The sequence below is a fragment of the Pseudomonas sp. 203-8 genome (assembly GCF_020708595.1).
GTDB lineage: Bacteria > Pseudomonadota > Gammaproteobacteria > Pseudomonadales > Pseudomonadaceae > Pseudomonas > Pseudomonas aeruginosa.
Map to the genome: position 1 here is coordinate 139,028 of NZ_JAJFDF010000011.1, position 14,066 is coordinate 153,093.

The window sequence follows — 14,066 nt, forward strand, 5'->3', positions numbered from 1 at the left end:
CGCATGGCGGCATCCGGCAAGCTCGACCTGGTTCGTGGCGACAGCCATCTCGCCGGCAACCTGCTCGACGGCAGCCTGGAAGGCCCGTTGCGCATCGACGAGCACGACAGGCCGCAGGCCAGCCTCGGCTACCGGCAGGGCCAGTTGCACGGCGCCAGCACCCTGTTCCATCCCAACGGCAAGGTCTCCGCGCAACTCGCCTTCGTCGACGGCAAGCTGCACGGGCCGGCGAGTTTCCATGCCGCGGAAGGCTGGTTGCAGCGCAAGGCGCACTACCGCAACGGGCTGCTCCACGGCGAAGCGTTCAACTATTTCGCCAACGGCCAGGTGGCCGAGCGCGAGCATTACCGCGACGGCGTACGCGACGGGGTCTACCAACGCTTCCATGGCAATGGCCAACTGGCCTTCGACGGACGCTACCTGAACGGCCAGCTACTGGACGGCGCCCAGCCGTTCGCCGACGACGGCCGGCCGCTGGACAGCGAGGGCAAGCCCATGGCGCGCTGGCGCTGGTGGTGGACCAGGCTGGCGGAGCCCTAGGCGCGCATCGGCCAGGCGGCGCTCAGGGAATCAGCATCTGCACCTGTCCCGGCACGCTGATCTTGATCACCCCGCCCCAGGTGCAGATCAGCGTGCCATTGGCGTCCAGCGCGGGCATCCCGCCCAGCAGCAGGGTCGGCGGGCCGCCGGGGATCCACGGGCTGGCGGTGGCGGGAATGCACGGCATCGGCGTCAGTACGCCGAGGGCGGCGGCGGTGGCGGCGGCCACCACGGGGTTGGCCGGACTCTGGCAGAGACCGAAGGTGGGAATGTTCAGCAGCGGGATGTGGTCCATGATGTTCGCCGCCGGCATCCCGCTGGTCAGGGTGCGGTTCTGCGGCAACACGTTGAGCACCGTCGGCGCCGCCCCGAAGCTGCATTGCAGGGTGGCGCCGGCGCAGACCTGCGGGCAGCCCATGCCGTCCTCCCGAGCGCGATGGCGTTGTAGCAGGATAGACCAGCCCATCGCGCTCGCCGTGGGGCTGGCTTGCTGTTTTTCTGACGAATGCCCGACATGCGTGTCGCCAGCGGCGCTAGAATTCCGCTGTGATGCGGGGCGGAGCCCCGCGACAGGGATCGACGAAAAAGGATTTTCGGCGGATCGAACGGTGCCCGCAGCGCCCTCGCCGGCCGGCCCGCGGCCGGTCGATGCAGGGGTTGCCGTACCCTGGCCGCCCCCAAGGACGGGACGACAATGCCTAGCACAAGAAGCCTCCCCGCACGGGTCATCGTCGCCGATGACTATCCCCTGTTCCGCGATGGCCTGAGACGGGTCGTCCGCCGCTACCTCCCGCAAGCCGCCGTAAGCGAAGCGGGCAGCTTCGACGAGGTGCTGCGCCTGGCCTCGAGCGTCTCGCCGGAACCTCCCGCCCTCTTCGTCCTCGACCTGCTGCTTCCCGGCTTCGCCGCCTCCCAGTCCATCGAGCGCTTGCGTCGCGCCTATCGGCACAGCGCAATCGTCATCGTCTCGATGCTCGACGACCCGCGTCTGGTGGACGAGGTGCTGGCCGCCGGCGCCGACGGCTACCTCGGCAAATCCCTGGAGGCCGGGGAGATCGGCACGGCGTTGCAGACGCTCGGCAGCGGCGAACCGGTGGTGCGCCTGCGCGGCGGGTCGAGCGCCGGCAGTCGGCAACGCGCCCTCCTGGACGCCCTGACCCCACGGCAGCAAGCGGTACTGCGGCTGATCGCCGATGGCCTGTCGAACAAGGAAATCGGCCGCGCGCTGTCGATCTCGCCGTTCACCGTGCGCGTGCACGTTTCCTCGCTGCTGCGCGCCCTGGAAGTGAACACGCGGACGGCCGCTGCGGCGCTGGCGGCGAAGGCCGGCTTCTAGGCAGGTTCCACGTGGCCGTACCCGGAGTTCCCGCGCAAGCATCCGGGAATGCCGAAACGAGAAGTCTGCCGCGATTTTCCGCGAAGTCTCCTCGCGGCGCTGAAGCCCGTCGCGGCGGACCAGTCCCATCCATGAGGGGCGCGCCTGCGCGCCGGCCTCACCGGGAGCGGCGACGCTCGTTTTCAGCAGAGGAACGGCACATGATCGACAGGGTGAAGCCGCTGATGGCGGCATGGGTTCTGGTCTTCGCATCTTCTTCGTTCGCCGGCGAAACGGCGGGAAAATTGCCACGAAAGCCAGCTCTAGGGCCGGAAACCGCGGGGGCGACCCTGGTCATTCCCGGCGAGACCGACAGGCTCGCGTCGCTCTACGCCCGCGCACAGGGCGAAGGCGGCAAGGTGGTGCTCTGGGCCGGCGGCGACGCGCCGAACCAGATGGACTGGTTGAAGACGGCCTTTGAGAGCCGCTTTCCCGGCGTGATCCTGGACGTCACGGTGGACCTCTCCAAGTTCCACGACCTGCGCATCGACCAGGAACTCGCCGCCGGCACCCTGACGCCGGACGTGGCGATGCTGCAAACCACCTTCGATTTCGACAAATGGAAGGCCCGCGACGTGCTGCTGCGCTACAAGCCGGTCGGCTTCGCCCGGCAGAAGAAAGGCTACGCCGATCCCGACGGCGCCTATGTCACGGCCTACAACAACGCCTTCGTGCCGACCTACGCTTCCGTCCGGCTGCCAGCGGAGCGCTATCCGACGCGCTTCGCCGATTACCTGAAGCCGGCCTTCAAGGGCAAGCTGGTGCTGACCTATCCCCATGACGACGATGCGGTGCTGTACGTCTACGACAAGCTGGAACGGCGCTACGGCAGCGGTTTCCTGCGCGCCCTGGCGGCGCAGAAGCCGAACTTCCTGCGCGGCACGGCGGCGCCGGCGGCCTCGGTGGGCACCGACTCCATCGGTTCGCTGGGCAACCTGACCGGCTATGCGACCGACAGCGATACACCGGCCGGCTACTTCATCCCGACCGACGAGCCGTTCATCGTCTGGAACCAGCGCGCGGCGATCTTCAAGGCCGCCCGTCATCCGGCCACGGCCAAGCTGCTGCTGTCCTACCTGGGCTCGGCCGAGTTCCAGTCCAGCTACGGCGGCTGGCGCGCCCGCGCTGACGTCGGCGAAGCGCCTGGGCTGCCGCCACTGGAGTCGCTGAAGAACGTCGACGTGCACGATTTCACCCGCTGGATGGCCGATCGCCAACGGGTGGCCAGCCTGCGCAGGCACATGGCGCAAATCTTCGGCCCGGTACGCGGCGAGTCGCCGTTGCGCGACCCGGCGCTGATGAGCCTGCTGGGGCTGACGGCGAACGACATCGTCGCCCTGCCCGAACCGGACCTGCCGATCTACTGAACCGCCATGACGGCCTCGCGCACGGACGACGCGGGGTCGTCGATCCTGGAGAATTGCCAATCCGGTTTCGACGGCAAGCAGGCGGCCTGGAGCGGCTGGGAAGACCCCCACTTCTTATAAAATACTTTTAATAAACGATTTATCTTATTGATTAATAAGATAAATAAAATACTAGAATTCACTTTAAGTTGAGACGACAAGGCGGCGCATAACGCTACCCGTTGTCCGCCCTGGCGTCCGCTTGCCGCCTTCGCTGCGCAGGGCGAACGAGGCCACCCGCGTTATCCGCCGACAGGCCTCTGCCAGGGAAGGACGACGGCACGGAAAACTCTTCTTCGACAACGACTTCCGCGTAGAACCTGATCCATCGCCTGCGCTCGCGCGAACTCACGCAGGCGACGACCAGGACGAAGGACCTAGGCCTTCCGCCACCCCTGCAACTGATTGCGGATCGGCAACTCGCGAATGCGCTTGCCGGTGGCGGCGAAGATCGCGTTGCACAGCGCCGGCGCTATCGGCGGCACGCCGGGCTCGCCGACCCCGCCCAACGGCAGGTCGCCATCCGGCTTGAGCAGATGCACCGACACCGCCTTGGGCGCCAGCGGCATGCGCGCCAGCTCGTACTGGTGGAAGTTGTCCTGCTGGACCTTGCCATCCTTGAAGCTGATCTCGCCCAGCGCCGCCAGGCCCAGGCCCATCACGCAGGCGCCTTCGAGCTGCGAGCGGATGCGCTCGGGGTTGATCTGCGGACCGCAGTCGGCGGCGATGGTGGCCTTGTGCACCAGCAGCGCGCCGTCGTCCTTCACCTCCACCTCGATCACCACCGCCACGTAGGTGACGAAGCTGTAGTGCGCGGCGATTCCCCGCGCCCTGCCCCTGGGCAGCTCGCCGCCCCAGCCGGACTGGCGCGCCGCCTCCTCGATCACCCCGCGCAGGCGGCCGACATCGAGCGGGTAGCGCTCCGGCGACTCGCCGTAGTTCCAGCTGTCGCCGAGTTCGGCGGTGTCGATTCGCCGCGCCGGGCCGAGCAGCTTGAGCAGGTAGTCCTTCGGGTCCTGGCCGGCCTTCGCCGCCAGTTCGCCGACGAAGCTCTGGATGGCGAAGGCGTGGGGAATGTTGGAGACCGAGCGGAACCAGCCGACCCGGGTGTGCGCCGGGGCCTCGGGGTTCTCCAGGCGCACGTTGGGGATGGCGAACGGCAGGTTGGTCAGGCCCATGCCCAGTTCGAAGGCGCCCTGGTGCTTGCTGTCCGGGCCGAACAGTGCGGTGATGCTCGGCGCCACCGAGCGATGCAGCCAAGCCTGCGGCAGCCCGTCGGCGCCGAGCACGGCCTGCAGGCGCTCCACCGAGACCGTGTGGAAATAGGAGAAATGCAGGTCGTCCTCGCGGGTCCACTGCACGCGCAGGTGGCGACCGGGGAACGCCTTGGCCAGGATCGCCGCTTCCAGCACGAAGTCGGGCTTGGACTTGCGGCCGAAACCGCCGCCGAGCAGGGTCACGTTGACCGTGACCTTGTCGAACGGCAGTTTCAGGCGCTCGGCGATGCGCTCGCGGGTCACTTGCGGCGCCTGGGTCGGGGCCCAGACCTCGCAGGCGCCGTCCTTGTACCAGGCGGTGGAGACCGGCGGTTCCATCGGCGCCTGGGCTAGGTGCGGCAGGTAGTACTCGGCCTCGACGATATCCCCACCCTTGGCGAACAGCGCCGCGGCATCGCCGCTGTCGCGCACCACCTTGCCCGGTTTGCGCGCGGCCTCTTCCAGTTGCTTGCGGTAGGCCACCGAGTCGTAGCCGCCGTTGACCCCGGCGTCCCACTCGACCACCAGCGCCTCGCGCCCCTTGATCGCCGCCCAGGTGTTCTGCGCCACCACGGCGACCCCGCCCAGCGGCTGGAACTCGGACGGGATCGGCCGGCCCTCGATCTCGATCACCTTGACCACCCCCGGCACCTTCAGCGCCGCGGCGGCGTCGTAGCGCTTGAGCTTGCCGCCGTAGACCGGCGGCCGGGCGACCACGGCGTAGAGCATGTCGTCGAAGCGCGCGTCGAAGCCGAAGCCGGCGCGGCCATTGACGATATCGGCGCCGTCGATGGCGCGCGCCACGTCCTTGCCGATGTAGCGGAACTGCTCGGGCTTCTTCAGCAGCAGCTTGTCGCGCGCCGGCACTTCGAGACCCGCGGCGGCCTCGGCCAGTTCGCCGAAGGACAGCGAACGGCCGCTGGGCGCATGCAGCACCTTGTTCTGTTCGGCGCGGCACTCGCCCAGCGGGACCTTCCACTGGTTGGCCGCGGCCTGTTCGAGCATCTGTCGCGCCGCCGCACCGCAGCGGCGCATGGGTTCGAACCAATGGCGCATGCTGCGCGAGCCATCGGTGTCCTGGTTGCCGTAGCGCGCTTCGTCGCCGGGCGCCTGGATCACCTTGACCCGGCTCCAGTCGGCCTCCAGCTCGTCGGCCACCACCATCGCCAGGCTGGTGCGCACGCCCTGGCCCATTTCCGAGCGGTTGCAGACGATGCCGACCGTGCCGTCCCGGTCGATGCTCACGTAGATCTTCGGGTTGTCCACCCAGCCGTGGGGCATGGCGTCGGCGCCGAAGGCCTTCTTCTCGGCGGCCAGGGCGTCGCGCCAGCCCCAGTTGGCAGCCACCAGCAGCACGCCGGTGGCGCCGACGCCCTTGAGGAAACCGCGGCGGCTGAGATTGCCGATGACCAGATCGTCGGGGTACGAGCGCTTCATGCCTTGGCCTCCTGCAACTTGGCGGAGGCGTTGTGGATCGCCGTCTTGATCCGGTTGTAGGTGCCGCAGCGGCAGATGTTGCCGGCCATGGCCGCCTCGATCTGCTCGTCGCTGGGCGCGGGGTTGCTCTTCAGCAACGCCGTGGCCGACATGATCTGCCCGCCCTGGCAGTAGCCGCACTGCGCCACGCCGATGTCCAGCCAGGCCTGCTGGACGACTTCGCCGACCTTGTCGGTGTGCAGGTGGTCGATGGTGGTGACCTTCCTGCCCTGCGCCAGGCTCACCGGCGTGATGCAGGAACGGGTGGCCTGACCGTCGATATGGATGGTGCAGGAGCCGCACAGGCCCATGCCGCAGCCGAACTTGGTCCCGGTATAGCCGACGACGTCGCGAATAGCCCAGAGCAAGGGCATATCCTCGGTGACATCGAGCTGATGATCCTTGCCATTGAGGTTCAGGGTAATCATCGGTGCACGCCTTTTCTGGTTTCTGGTTATGGAGTCGCACGGCGACTACGCCGCCCCCATGGGCGCGGCGAGTCTCTCATCGGACTGAAGGGAGATTATTGGCGAGAGGACTGCGGCGCATAACCTGGCAGAACTGAACGTATCGTTGAATGGAATTCAACGATACCCAAGCCGGGCGGGAATCGCCCGGGCGAGGCAGCCTTCCCGGTGGCCCGCTCCTCGCCGCTCGCCGGAAAGCGAGCGGCTCGGCCAGGGGAAACGGCGTTAGCCGCGCCGCACGCGCAGGCGCTCGGCGTGGTAGATCAACGGCCCATGCTGGTCCTCGGCACCGCTGGGGTCGTCCAGCAGCACGCCGGTGATGCGGCCCTGGCGGAACAGCAGGCGGATCGCCAGCAGGTTGGCCCTGGGGTCGCCCTTGAGATCATGGAGGGAACGCGGGGTGTCGGCATCCAGCTGACAAAACACCGATTCGAGCAAAACATCGGAAGGTTCTAACGCCATGCAGTCGTATCCGTCGAGAAGTACCGGTCACCTTGCCTTGCACTGGGTGCCGGTCAAAGCCCATCCCTGGAAAAACGCCTTTCCGCGCATTGAAACAATGCGCAACGATTTTCCTCGCGACGCAGTGTCGCCTACCGCCAGAGCCGTTGCCAAGAGCCGTACATCCCTGCGGCGTGCCCCTGCGACAACGTTGCAATACTTTCTTCACACGAGTTCCGCTACAAAGGTATCTCGCCGGAACCGAGGGTTCCTTTATCCACCCACCCATAACCGAGAAAGCAAGCGGAGGCACCCATGAACCACACTGCATCGATCCCCGCCCTGCCCACGGCCTATGACCTGCTGAACACCCGCATCCAGCGCATCATCCACGCCCCGGCCGCGCAACAGGCCTGCCAGGCCTGCATTTCCCGATTGCCCGGCGAAGACGAGGGCGACTGGGCCCACCTGCTGGAAAGCTTCGACCGTTCCAACCAGTGGCTGCTCGACCCGCAGCGCGACGGCAGCATCGTCCTGCGCTGGAGTTCCGCCGCCTGATCCTGTTTGCCGCGCGGCCGTCGAGCCGCGCGGCTTGCGCTCTTCCCTTCCATTCGCCGTTCGCAGCTATCGCGGATAGCTTCCCGGCAACAGGATGTCCCGGCCGACCTCGCGGATGTCGGTATGGCCGCAGAAGGCCATGGTCAGGTCCAGCTCGCGGGCTATGATCTCCAGCGCCCGCGTCACTCCGGCCTGCCCCAGCGCGCCCAGCCCGTAGAGATAGGGACGGCCGATCATGGTCCCGCGCGCACCGAGGGCGATGGCCTTGAGCACGTCCTGCCCGGAACGGATGCCGCTGTCGAGCCAGACCTCGATGCGCTCGCCCACCGCCTCGACGATCGCCGGCAGCGCGCTGATGGTCGAGGGCGCGCCGTCCAGTTGGCGTCCGCCATGGTTGCTGACGACCAGCGCATCGGCGCCGGAGTCGGCGGCCAACCGCGCATCCTCGGCATCGAGAATGCCCTTGAGTACCAGCTTGCCGCCCCAGCGCCGCTTGATCCATTCGACGTCGCCCCAGTTCAGCCGCGGGTCGAACTGGCGGGCGGTCCACTCGGACAGTGAGCCCATGTCGTCGACGCCCTTGACGTGCCCGACGATGTTGCCGAAACCGCGACGCCGGGTGCCGAGCATGCCCAGCGCCCAGCGCGGCTTGGTGGCGATGTTCAGCAGGTTGGCCAGGGTCGGCCGCGGCGGCGCCGAGAGACCGTTCTTCAGGTCCTTGTGGCGCTGGCCGATGATCTGCAGGTCGAGGGTCAGCACCAGCGCGTCGCAGCCGGCGGCCTTGGCACGGTCGATCAGGCGTTCGATGAAATCGCGGTCGCGCATCACGTAGAGCTGGAACCAGAACGGCTGGCCGACTTCCGTGGCGATGTCCTCCAGGGAACAGATGCTCATGGTCGAGAGGGTGTAGCGCACGCCGAACTCGGCGGCGGCGCGGGCGGCGAGGATCTCGCCGTCGGCATGCTGCATGCCGGCCAGCCCGGTGGGCGCGATGGCCACCGGCATGGCCATCTCCTGGCCGAGCATGCGGGTGCGCAGCGAGCGGTTCTCGATATTCCGCGCGACCCGCTGGCGCAGCTTGATCGCGGCGAAGTCGTCCTGGTTGGCGCGGTAGGTGCCTTCGCTCCAGGAACCGGAGTCGGCGTAGTCGTAGAACATCCGCGGCACGCGCTTGCGCGCCAGGCGGCGCAGGTCTTCGATATCGGTGATGACGCTCATGCAGTCCACTCCTTCGGGGGTGGCTGGATGGTAGAGCGCGACGTACCGCCGCAGGCGGAATAATTGTCGGCATCGGCGGAAGGAAATTCCGCCGTTTCAGTCGTCCGCCGCCGGAAGGAATTCCCTGCCCTGGACCACCGCCTCGCGGCAGATCGCCGCCAGCCAGGCGGCGAAACGCTGGCTGGCCGGCGAGGCCTGGTGGCTGCGCAGGTGGTAATGGTGGGTGGGCGCCGAACGCAGCGGGAACAGCACCACCAGCCGCCCCTCGGCAAGCCAGGCGCGCGCCAGCGAGGGTCGCGCGAGGGCCACGCCCTGGCCGTTGGCGGCGGCTTCCAGGGTCATGCCCAAATCGAGCAGGCGCGGCCCGGCGCAGGGCTCCGGCCAGTCCAGCCCGGCCACGCGGAACCACGGCTGCCAGGGCTCCAGCGGCGAGCGCAGCAACGGCAGGCCGGCGAGCATGGCTGGCGTCCAGGGCCGCGGCAGGCCGAGCAGCAGCCCCGGCGCGGCCATCGGTAGCACGCGCTCCTCCAGCAGCCGCTCGCCGGCCGCCACGCCATGGCTGTCGCCGCGCACCTCGACGTCGGCCAGCGGCAGGTCCTGGCCGTCCGAAGGACTCGACAGGAGAATCTCCAGCTCGATTTCCGGACAGGCCTCGGCGAAGGACGCCAGGCGCGGAATCAGGATCTGCCGGGCGAAGGTCGGCGGCGTGCGCAGGGTCAGCCGCTGCTGGCGCTGGACCTGGCGACGATGCAGCGGAACCGCCGCGAGCTGGGCGAGGATCGGCGCGATCTGTTCGAGGTACTCGCGGCCGTGGGAGGTCAGCGCCAGCGAGCGGCCGTCGCGCTGCAACAGGCTCACCCCGAGCATCCCCTCGAGACCGGAAACCCGCTTGCTGGCGGCGCTGCCGGTGATCGACAGGAGTTCGGCGGCGCGCTCGAAGGTACCCAGCCGGGCAGCCGCTTCGAACGCCTGCAACGCTTCGATGGAAGGAAAACGGAAATCGTCGGGATTGAGCATGGGGCAGACTTTACCCGCTGCCCGAGATCAGGGATACCGCGTCAGAGCCGCTGCTCGTTGGCCGCGGCGCGGCGCTCGGGCGCCGCGGAACCGGCGGCACCGCCCCAGGAAGCCTTGCCGGGGCTGTAGACATCCTGTTCGTCGAGGGTCACCAGGCCGCTTTCCACCAGGCGCCCGAGGACCTGGCGGATGCTCACCAGGGACAGCGGCGTACCGGTTTCGGAGAGACGCCGGTGCAGGGTGCGGATCGGCACCCGGCCCTGCTCCCCCGAGGCTTCCCAGAGCGCATCGATCACTTTCAGCCGGGCCAGGCTCATCTTCAGGCCGGCCTCCTTCAACATCTGTTTGACGGGCGAATGGGTCATCGTGACGCTCCTTTCGTGGACGAGTGGGTAGCGGGTCCCCGCCGAAGCCGAGCATCCCTGCTCGCTGCCTGCACGTGTTCCCTGGAACCGGGCGGCTGTGGGCCGCCTCTATGGTTAAAGACGAACGAGCGCGGAAAAACCGTCAGTTTTTTTCCCATCAGATCTGATAGGCATTGCTTATCATTCGCGAATGCTTAGCCGTTGCAGTTGCGAGTCGGCGTCGATCTGCCTGTCGCTGAACGGCAAGGTCTGCCATTGCTGGCGGGAAAACAGCTCGGTCTGGTCGCGGTAGTGCGGCGAGCGCGGATCGCTGGACTGGGAGAAAGCCAGCAACCCGCGAGCCTTGGGCCCTTCCTCGGGGAAGGTCACCAGCTGGATGTAGCTGGTGCCGCCGACCACCTCCAGGTGGTCGCCCTTGCGGACGCTCTGGATCGCGTTGTAGACCCCGAAATGGCCATCGCCGCCGGGAATCGCAATGCGTTCCTGGCCACGGGTGCTCACTTGCAGGTCGCCCCAGCGCGCGCCGTCGGGAATCCCGCTCTTCTCCACCTCCGCCGCCGCGTCCGCCAGCGCCTGGCGCACCTGGGTCGCCACCTGCGGCCGGTCGAGGGCGATGCCTTGCGGCGTATCCAGGGGACGTTGCGCATCGAACGGTTCCTTCCACGCGCCGTCGAGTTCGGCGAAGCGTTGCATGAAGCGCTGGAAGTAGACGAAGCCGCTGCCGCTGTCGAGGTTGGCGCCACGGTCCCACTGCGCCAGGGCCGCGCAGGCGCGGGCAAGGGACTTCTCGCCCTGGTTGTCGCGGCACAGGCGGAGCAGGTCCGGCAGCACCTGGTCGGCGCTGAAGACATGGTTGGCGGTGACCATTTCCTCGAGCGTCTTCGCCTCCAGCGGCTGCTTGCCCTGTAGCCGGCTCAGGGCGTAGCGCGCCCGCGGACCGATGGGTTTCTCCTGGCTGACCAGGGGCGAGAAGCCCTGCAGCGGGCTCGCCGGGTTGGTCAGCCAGGCGCTGTCGTTGGAGTTCTGCACGAAGTCCCTGCGCAACAGCACCGGCAGTTGCGCCGCCGGGGTGATGCCAGCCTGGGCCGCGGCCGGGTCGCGACTCCAGGCACAGCGGCTGTCCTGCCCCTGGAGGGCCGGCAGGCCTTCGGCGACCAGTTGCGGAATGGCGCAGGCGGGAATCAGTTCCGGCTTCAGGTAGGGCACCACCGACTGGTTCATGTACAGGGCGTTGCCCTGCTCGTCCGCGGCCAGGGTGTTGACCCAGGGGATCCCCTGTAGCGCCTCGACGCGCCGGCGCAGGTCGGCGACGTCGCTGGCCTGGTTGATCGAGTACCACTGTTGCAGTACCCGGGTGTTCTCCAGGTTGGCGTCACGCAGCGCATAGGCCTCGCTGCGGTTCCAGTCCAGCTTGCCGGGCCAGACCACCAGCGGGCCGTAGATCGACTGGTAGACCTTGTGCTCGACGCGCGACAGCTTGCCGTCGGCGCCGCGCACCTCAATCGCGACGGACTTCTCCTCCAGCGGCAGCGAACGACCGTCGACCAGGTAGCGCCGCGGGTCCTTCGGGTCCAGCGCCAGGCGATACAGGGTGAAGTGGCTGGAGGTATCCACCGTGTGGGTCCAGGCCAGGTGGCGGCTGAAGCCGATGTTGACCACCGGCAGACCGGGCAGCGAGGCCCCCATCACGTCGAGCCGGCCGGGAATGGTCAGGTGCATCTGGTAGAAACGCATCGCGCCGTTCCAGGGGAAGTGCGGGTTGGCCAGGAGCATGCCCTTGCCGTCCGCCGAACGTTCGCTGCCAACGGCAATGGCGTTGCTGCCGCGCTCCAGGCGGAAGCGCTGGCGCCGCTGCTCGGCGACCTGGAACGCCTGCTCGCCGCTCAGGGCGACCTTCTCCGTGCCGGGCGGCGCGGCGGCCACCAGCGCGTCGGCGAATTGGCCGACCCCGCCTTCGACCAGCAGGCGCCGGGTCAGGCGCAGCAGGTCATCGGTCGCGATGGCCCGCAGCCAGGGCTGGCCAAGGCAACTGGTGGTCTTGCCGTCGGCCTCGCGGAGGAAGCGGTTGAAACCGGCGGCGTAGCCTTCGAGCAACTGGCGTACCGCGGGCGTCTGCGCCTGCCAGAAGGCTTGCAGCGCCTCGGGTTGGTTGAGCCAGGCGTAGAAGATGTCGGACGGCAGGTTGTCCAGCTCGGCCGACGACTTGCCCTCGCTGCCGAAATAGCGCGCCCGCTCGCCGCGCGCGGTGACGATCTCCTCGGCCAGCAGGCAGGCGTTGTCGCGCGCGTAGGCGTAGCCGATGCCATAGCCCAGGCCGCGCTCATCCTTGGCCCGGATGTGCGGCACGCCATAGGCGGTCCAGCGGATGTCCGCGGCCAGCCCGGTCGGCCGCGGCATATCGGCCTGGACCGGCATCATCGAACCCAACAGCATGCCGGCCAGGCCGGTCAGTACGGTACGCATCCCCATCGATGTCGTTTCTCTGCAAAGTGGTGGCCGGAACGGCCGGGACATGCAACGAAAACGCCCTGCGTGCCGGGCATCCCCTGGCGGGGAAACGGGCAACACAGGGCGTGGCGGCGTAGCGCCGATCAGCTGGCCAGGGCGTGCTCGTGCAGGGCGCGGGCCGGAGCGCCGGGCTTCAGGTGCTGGTACAGGGAGCCGGAGATTTCCTCGGCACGCACCGGCAGCACCGACAGCAGGGTGTCGCTGAGGCCATGGCTGGCCTGGCAGAAGCCCTGCATGTAGATCGACGCCTGGCAACGCTGGTCGGTGATCAGACGATAGTTGCGGTCGACCTCGAAGTCCCCGAGGTAGTCGGCCATCGGCTCCAGCAGTTGACGATGCAACTGCCGCTCATAACCGGTGGCGAGGATTACCAGGTCGTAGCGCTGCACGCTCAGTTCGCCATTGGCGGTATTACGCAGCGCCAGCTCGATACCCTCGGCGCCTGCCGTGGCCTTCTCAACCGAGCGCAGGCTACGGAAGGCGTGGCGCGGGACTCCGGAAACCTTCTGGCGATAGAAGATGCCGTAAATACGCTCGATCAGGTCGATATCCACCACTGAATAGTTGGTGTTGTGGTACTCGCGCACCAGGCGCTCACGCTCCGCGCCTTCCTGGTTGTAGATCAGGTCGGTGAACTCGGGCGCGAATACTTCGTTGACGAACGGACTGTCGTCCGCCGGCTTCAGCGCCGAACCGCGCAGGATCAGGTCGACCTGTACCGATGGATAGCTGTCGTTGAGATCGATGAAGGCTTCGGCGGCACTCTGTCCGCCGCCGATGATCGCGACTTTCATCGGCTGGCCGTTGACACAGGGCTGCTTGAGCATGCGTTCCAGATACTGCGAATGGTGGAAGACCCTGCCATCGTCCTTCAGGTGGCGGAACGCCAGGGGAATTCGCGGCGTACCGCCGGCGCTGACCACCACCGAGCGAGTGGTCCGCACAAGCTCCTCGCCTTCGGCGTTGCGCGAAGTCACCCGCAGCGCCTCGACCTTGCGCTCGACCAGCATCGGCTCGACCGACAGCACTTCCTCGCCGTAACGGCTCTGCTCGGCGAAGTGGCCGGCGACCCAGCGCAGATAGTCGTTGAACTCCATGCGGCAGGGGTAGAAGGTGCCCAGGTTGATGAAGTCCACCAGGCGCCCATGTTTGTGCAGGTAGTTGACGAAGGAATAGGGACTGGTTGGATTGCGCAGGGATACCAGGTCCTTGAGGAAGGAAATCTGCAACTCGCTCTGGCTGACCAGGGTATTGCCGTGCCAGCGATAGTCGGCCTGTTTGTCGAGGAACAGGACTTGCAGTTCCCCCTGGGTCCTCGCGCGTTCCTCAAGGGCGATCGCCAGGGCGATGTTCGAGGGGCCGAAGCCGATACCGATAAGGTCGTGAACGACGGCGGTTGCTGTAGCCTGGGTCATTTCCAGTGTCCTCTGGATAGGCTC

Annotated in this window: 13 protein-coding genes; 4 read left to right on the top strand and 9 right to left on the bottom strand. The window is 67.5% G+C overall.

All coding sequences use genetic code 11. The annotated features are described in order from the left end of the window. Positions 1-3: 3 nt before the first annotated feature. Positions 4-540, top strand: a complete 537-nt coding sequence (locus LJF27_RS25230; protein WP_003114514.1) for a toxin-antitoxin system YwqK family antitoxin — start codon at positions 4-6, stop codon at positions 538-540. Positions 541-562: 22 nt separating this feature from the next. Here LJF27_RS25230 and LJF27_RS25235 read toward each other — a convergent pair whose 3' ends face one another. Further along, positions 563-958 (bottom strand): DUF4280 domain-containing protein, encoded by a 396-nt coding sequence (locus LJF27_RS25235; protein ID WP_003089513.1) that lies wholly within the window; start codon positions 956-958, stop codon positions 563-565. Positions 959-1,234: 276 nt separating this feature from the next. Here LJF27_RS25235 and LJF27_RS25240 point away from each other — a divergent pair, with 276 nt between their 5' ends. Together LJF27_RS25240 and LJF27_RS25245 are read left to right on the top strand one after the other, a co-directional pair. Further along, on the top strand, positions 1,235-1,876 hold the full coding sequence (locus LJF27_RS25240) for a LuxR C-terminal-related transcriptional regulator (protein WP_023116885.1): 642 nt from the start codon (positions 1,235-1,237) through the stop codon (positions 1,874-1,876). A gap of 200 nt (positions 1,877-2,076) precedes the next feature. Then, the gene (locus tag LJF27_RS25245) at positions 2,077-3,282 is read left to right on the top strand and encodes an ABC transporter substrate-binding protein (protein WP_023104368.1); all 1,206 of its coding nucleotides are present in this window, start codon (positions 2,077-2,079) and stop codon (positions 3,280-3,282) included. Positions 3,283-3,698: 416 nt separating this feature from the next. Here the strand turns inward: LJF27_RS25245 and LJF27_RS25250 are convergent, their stop codons facing one another. The 3 genes from LJF27_RS25250 to LJF27_RS25260 form a co-directional block, all read right to left on the bottom strand. Next, positions 3,699-6,014 carry a xanthine dehydrogenase family protein molybdopterin-binding subunit gene (locus LJF27_RS25250; RefSeq protein ID WP_003114512.1) on the bottom strand — a complete coding sequence of 772 codons (2,316 nt, stop codon included), beginning with the start codon at positions 6,012-6,014 and terminating at the stop codon, positions 3,699-3,701. Then, positions 6,011-6,481 carry a (2Fe-2S)-binding protein gene (locus LJF27_RS25255; protein WP_003089521.1) on the bottom strand — a complete coding sequence of 157 codons (471 nt, stop codon included), beginning with the start codon at positions 6,479-6,481 and terminating at the stop codon, positions 6,011-6,013. Before LJF27_RS25255 ends, LJF27_RS25250 begins: the two co-directional genes overlap by 4 nt. Before the next feature lie 264 nt (positions 6,482-6,745). After that, on the bottom strand, positions 6,746-6,982 hold the full coding sequence (locus LJF27_RS25260; RefSeq protein WP_003104944.1) for a hypothetical protein: 237 nt from the start codon (positions 6,980-6,982) through the stop codon (positions 6,746-6,748). A 294-nt stretch (positions 6,983-7,276) separates the two neighbouring features. On the opposite strand from LJF27_RS25260, the gene LJF27_RS25265 reads away from it, so the two are divergent. Next, positions 7,277-7,519, top strand: coding sequence for a DUF1654 domain-containing protein (locus tag LJF27_RS25265; RefSeq protein WP_003089526.1), 243 nt, complete (start codon positions 7,277-7,279; stop codon positions 7,517-7,519). A gap of 66 nt (positions 7,520-7,585) precedes the next feature. Here LJF27_RS25265 and lldA read toward each other — a convergent pair whose 3' ends face one another. The 5 genes from lldA to LJF27_RS25290 all read right to left on the bottom strand — a co-directional run bounded on the left by lldA (position 7,586) and on the right by LJF27_RS25290 (position 14,042). Continuing rightward, positions 7,586-8,737 carry an L-lactate dehydrogenase LldA gene (gene lldA, locus LJF27_RS25270; protein WP_003104946.1) on the bottom strand — a complete coding sequence of 384 codons (1,152 nt, stop codon included), beginning with the start codon at positions 8,735-8,737 and terminating at the stop codon, positions 7,586-7,588. Between the two features lie 96 nt (positions 8,738-8,833). Continuing rightward, positions 8,834-9,754 carry a LysR substrate-binding domain-containing protein gene (locus LJF27_RS25275; RefSeq protein ID WP_003114511.1) on the bottom strand — a complete coding sequence of 307 codons (921 nt, stop codon included), beginning with the start codon at positions 9,752-9,754 and terminating at the stop codon, positions 8,834-8,836. Positions 9,755-9,795: 41 nt separating this feature from the next. Continuing rightward, on the bottom strand, positions 9,796-10,119 hold the full coding sequence (locus tag LJF27_RS25280; RefSeq protein ID WP_003089535.1) for a transcriptional repressor: 324 nt from the start codon (positions 10,117-10,119) through the stop codon (positions 9,796-9,798). A gap of 180 nt (positions 10,120-10,299) precedes the next feature. Continuing rightward, the gene (gene pvdQ, locus LJF27_RS25285) at positions 10,300-12,588 is read right to left on the bottom strand and encodes an acyl-homoserine lactone acylase PvdQ (protein ID WP_023116886.1); all 2,289 of its coding nucleotides are present in this window, start codon (positions 12,586-12,588) and stop codon (positions 10,300-10,302) included. 122 nt (positions 12,589-12,710) lie between these two features. Continuing rightward, on the bottom strand, positions 12,711-14,042 hold the full coding sequence (locus LJF27_RS25290; protein ID WP_003144017.1) for a lysine N(6)-hydroxylase/L-ornithine N(5)-oxygenase family protein: 1,332 nt from the start codon (positions 14,040-14,042) through the stop codon (positions 12,711-12,713). Positions 14,043-14,066 lie beyond the last annotated feature (24 nt).

Coding starts and splice junctions, on each gene's coding strand:
- LJF27_RS25230 (WP_003114514.1), top strand. CDS start 4: ATGGCGGCATCCGGCAAGCTCGACCTGGTTCGTGGCGACAGCCATCTC.
- LJF27_RS25235 (WP_003089513.1), bottom strand. CDS start 958: ATGGGCTGCCCGCAGGTCTGCGCCGGCGCCACCCTGCAATGCAGCTTC.
- LJF27_RS25240 (WP_023116885.1), top strand. CDS start 1,235: ATGCCTAGCACAAGAAGCCTCCCCGCACGGGTCATCGTCGCCGATGAC.
- LJF27_RS25245 (WP_023104368.1), top strand. CDS start 2,077: ATGATCGACAGGGTGAAGCCGCTGATGGCGGCATGGGTTCTGGTCTTC.
- LJF27_RS25250 (WP_003114512.1), bottom strand. CDS start 6,014: ATGAAGCGCTCGTACCCCGACGATCTGGTCATCGGCAATCTCAGCCGC.
- LJF27_RS25255 (WP_003089521.1), bottom strand. CDS start 6,481: ATGATTACCCTGAACCTCAATGGCAAGGATCATCAGCTCGATGTCACC.
- LJF27_RS25260 (WP_003104944.1), bottom strand. CDS start 6,982: ATGGCGTTAGAACCTTCCGATGTTTTGCTCGAATCGGTGTTTTGTCAG.
- LJF27_RS25265 (WP_003089526.1), top strand. CDS start 7,277: ATGAACCACACTGCATCGATCCCCGCCCTGCCCACGGCCTATGACCTG.
- lldA (WP_003104946.1), bottom strand. CDS start 8,737: ATGAGCGTCATCACCGATATCGAAGACCTGCGCCGCCTGGCGCGCAAG.
- LJF27_RS25275 (WP_003114511.1), bottom strand. CDS start 9,754: ATGCTCAATCCCGACGATTTCCGTTTTCCTTCCATCGAAGCGTTGCAG.
- LJF27_RS25280 (WP_003089535.1), bottom strand. CDS start 10,119: ATGACCCATTCGCCCGTCAAACAGATGTTGAAGGAGGCCGGCCTGAAG.
- pvdQ (WP_023116886.1), bottom strand. CDS start 12,588: ATGGGGATGCGTACCGTACTGACCGGCCTGGCCGGCATGCTGTTGGGT.
- LJF27_RS25290 (WP_003144017.1), bottom strand. CDS start 14,042: ATGACCCAGGCTACAGCAACCGCCGTCGTTCACGACCTTATCGGTATC.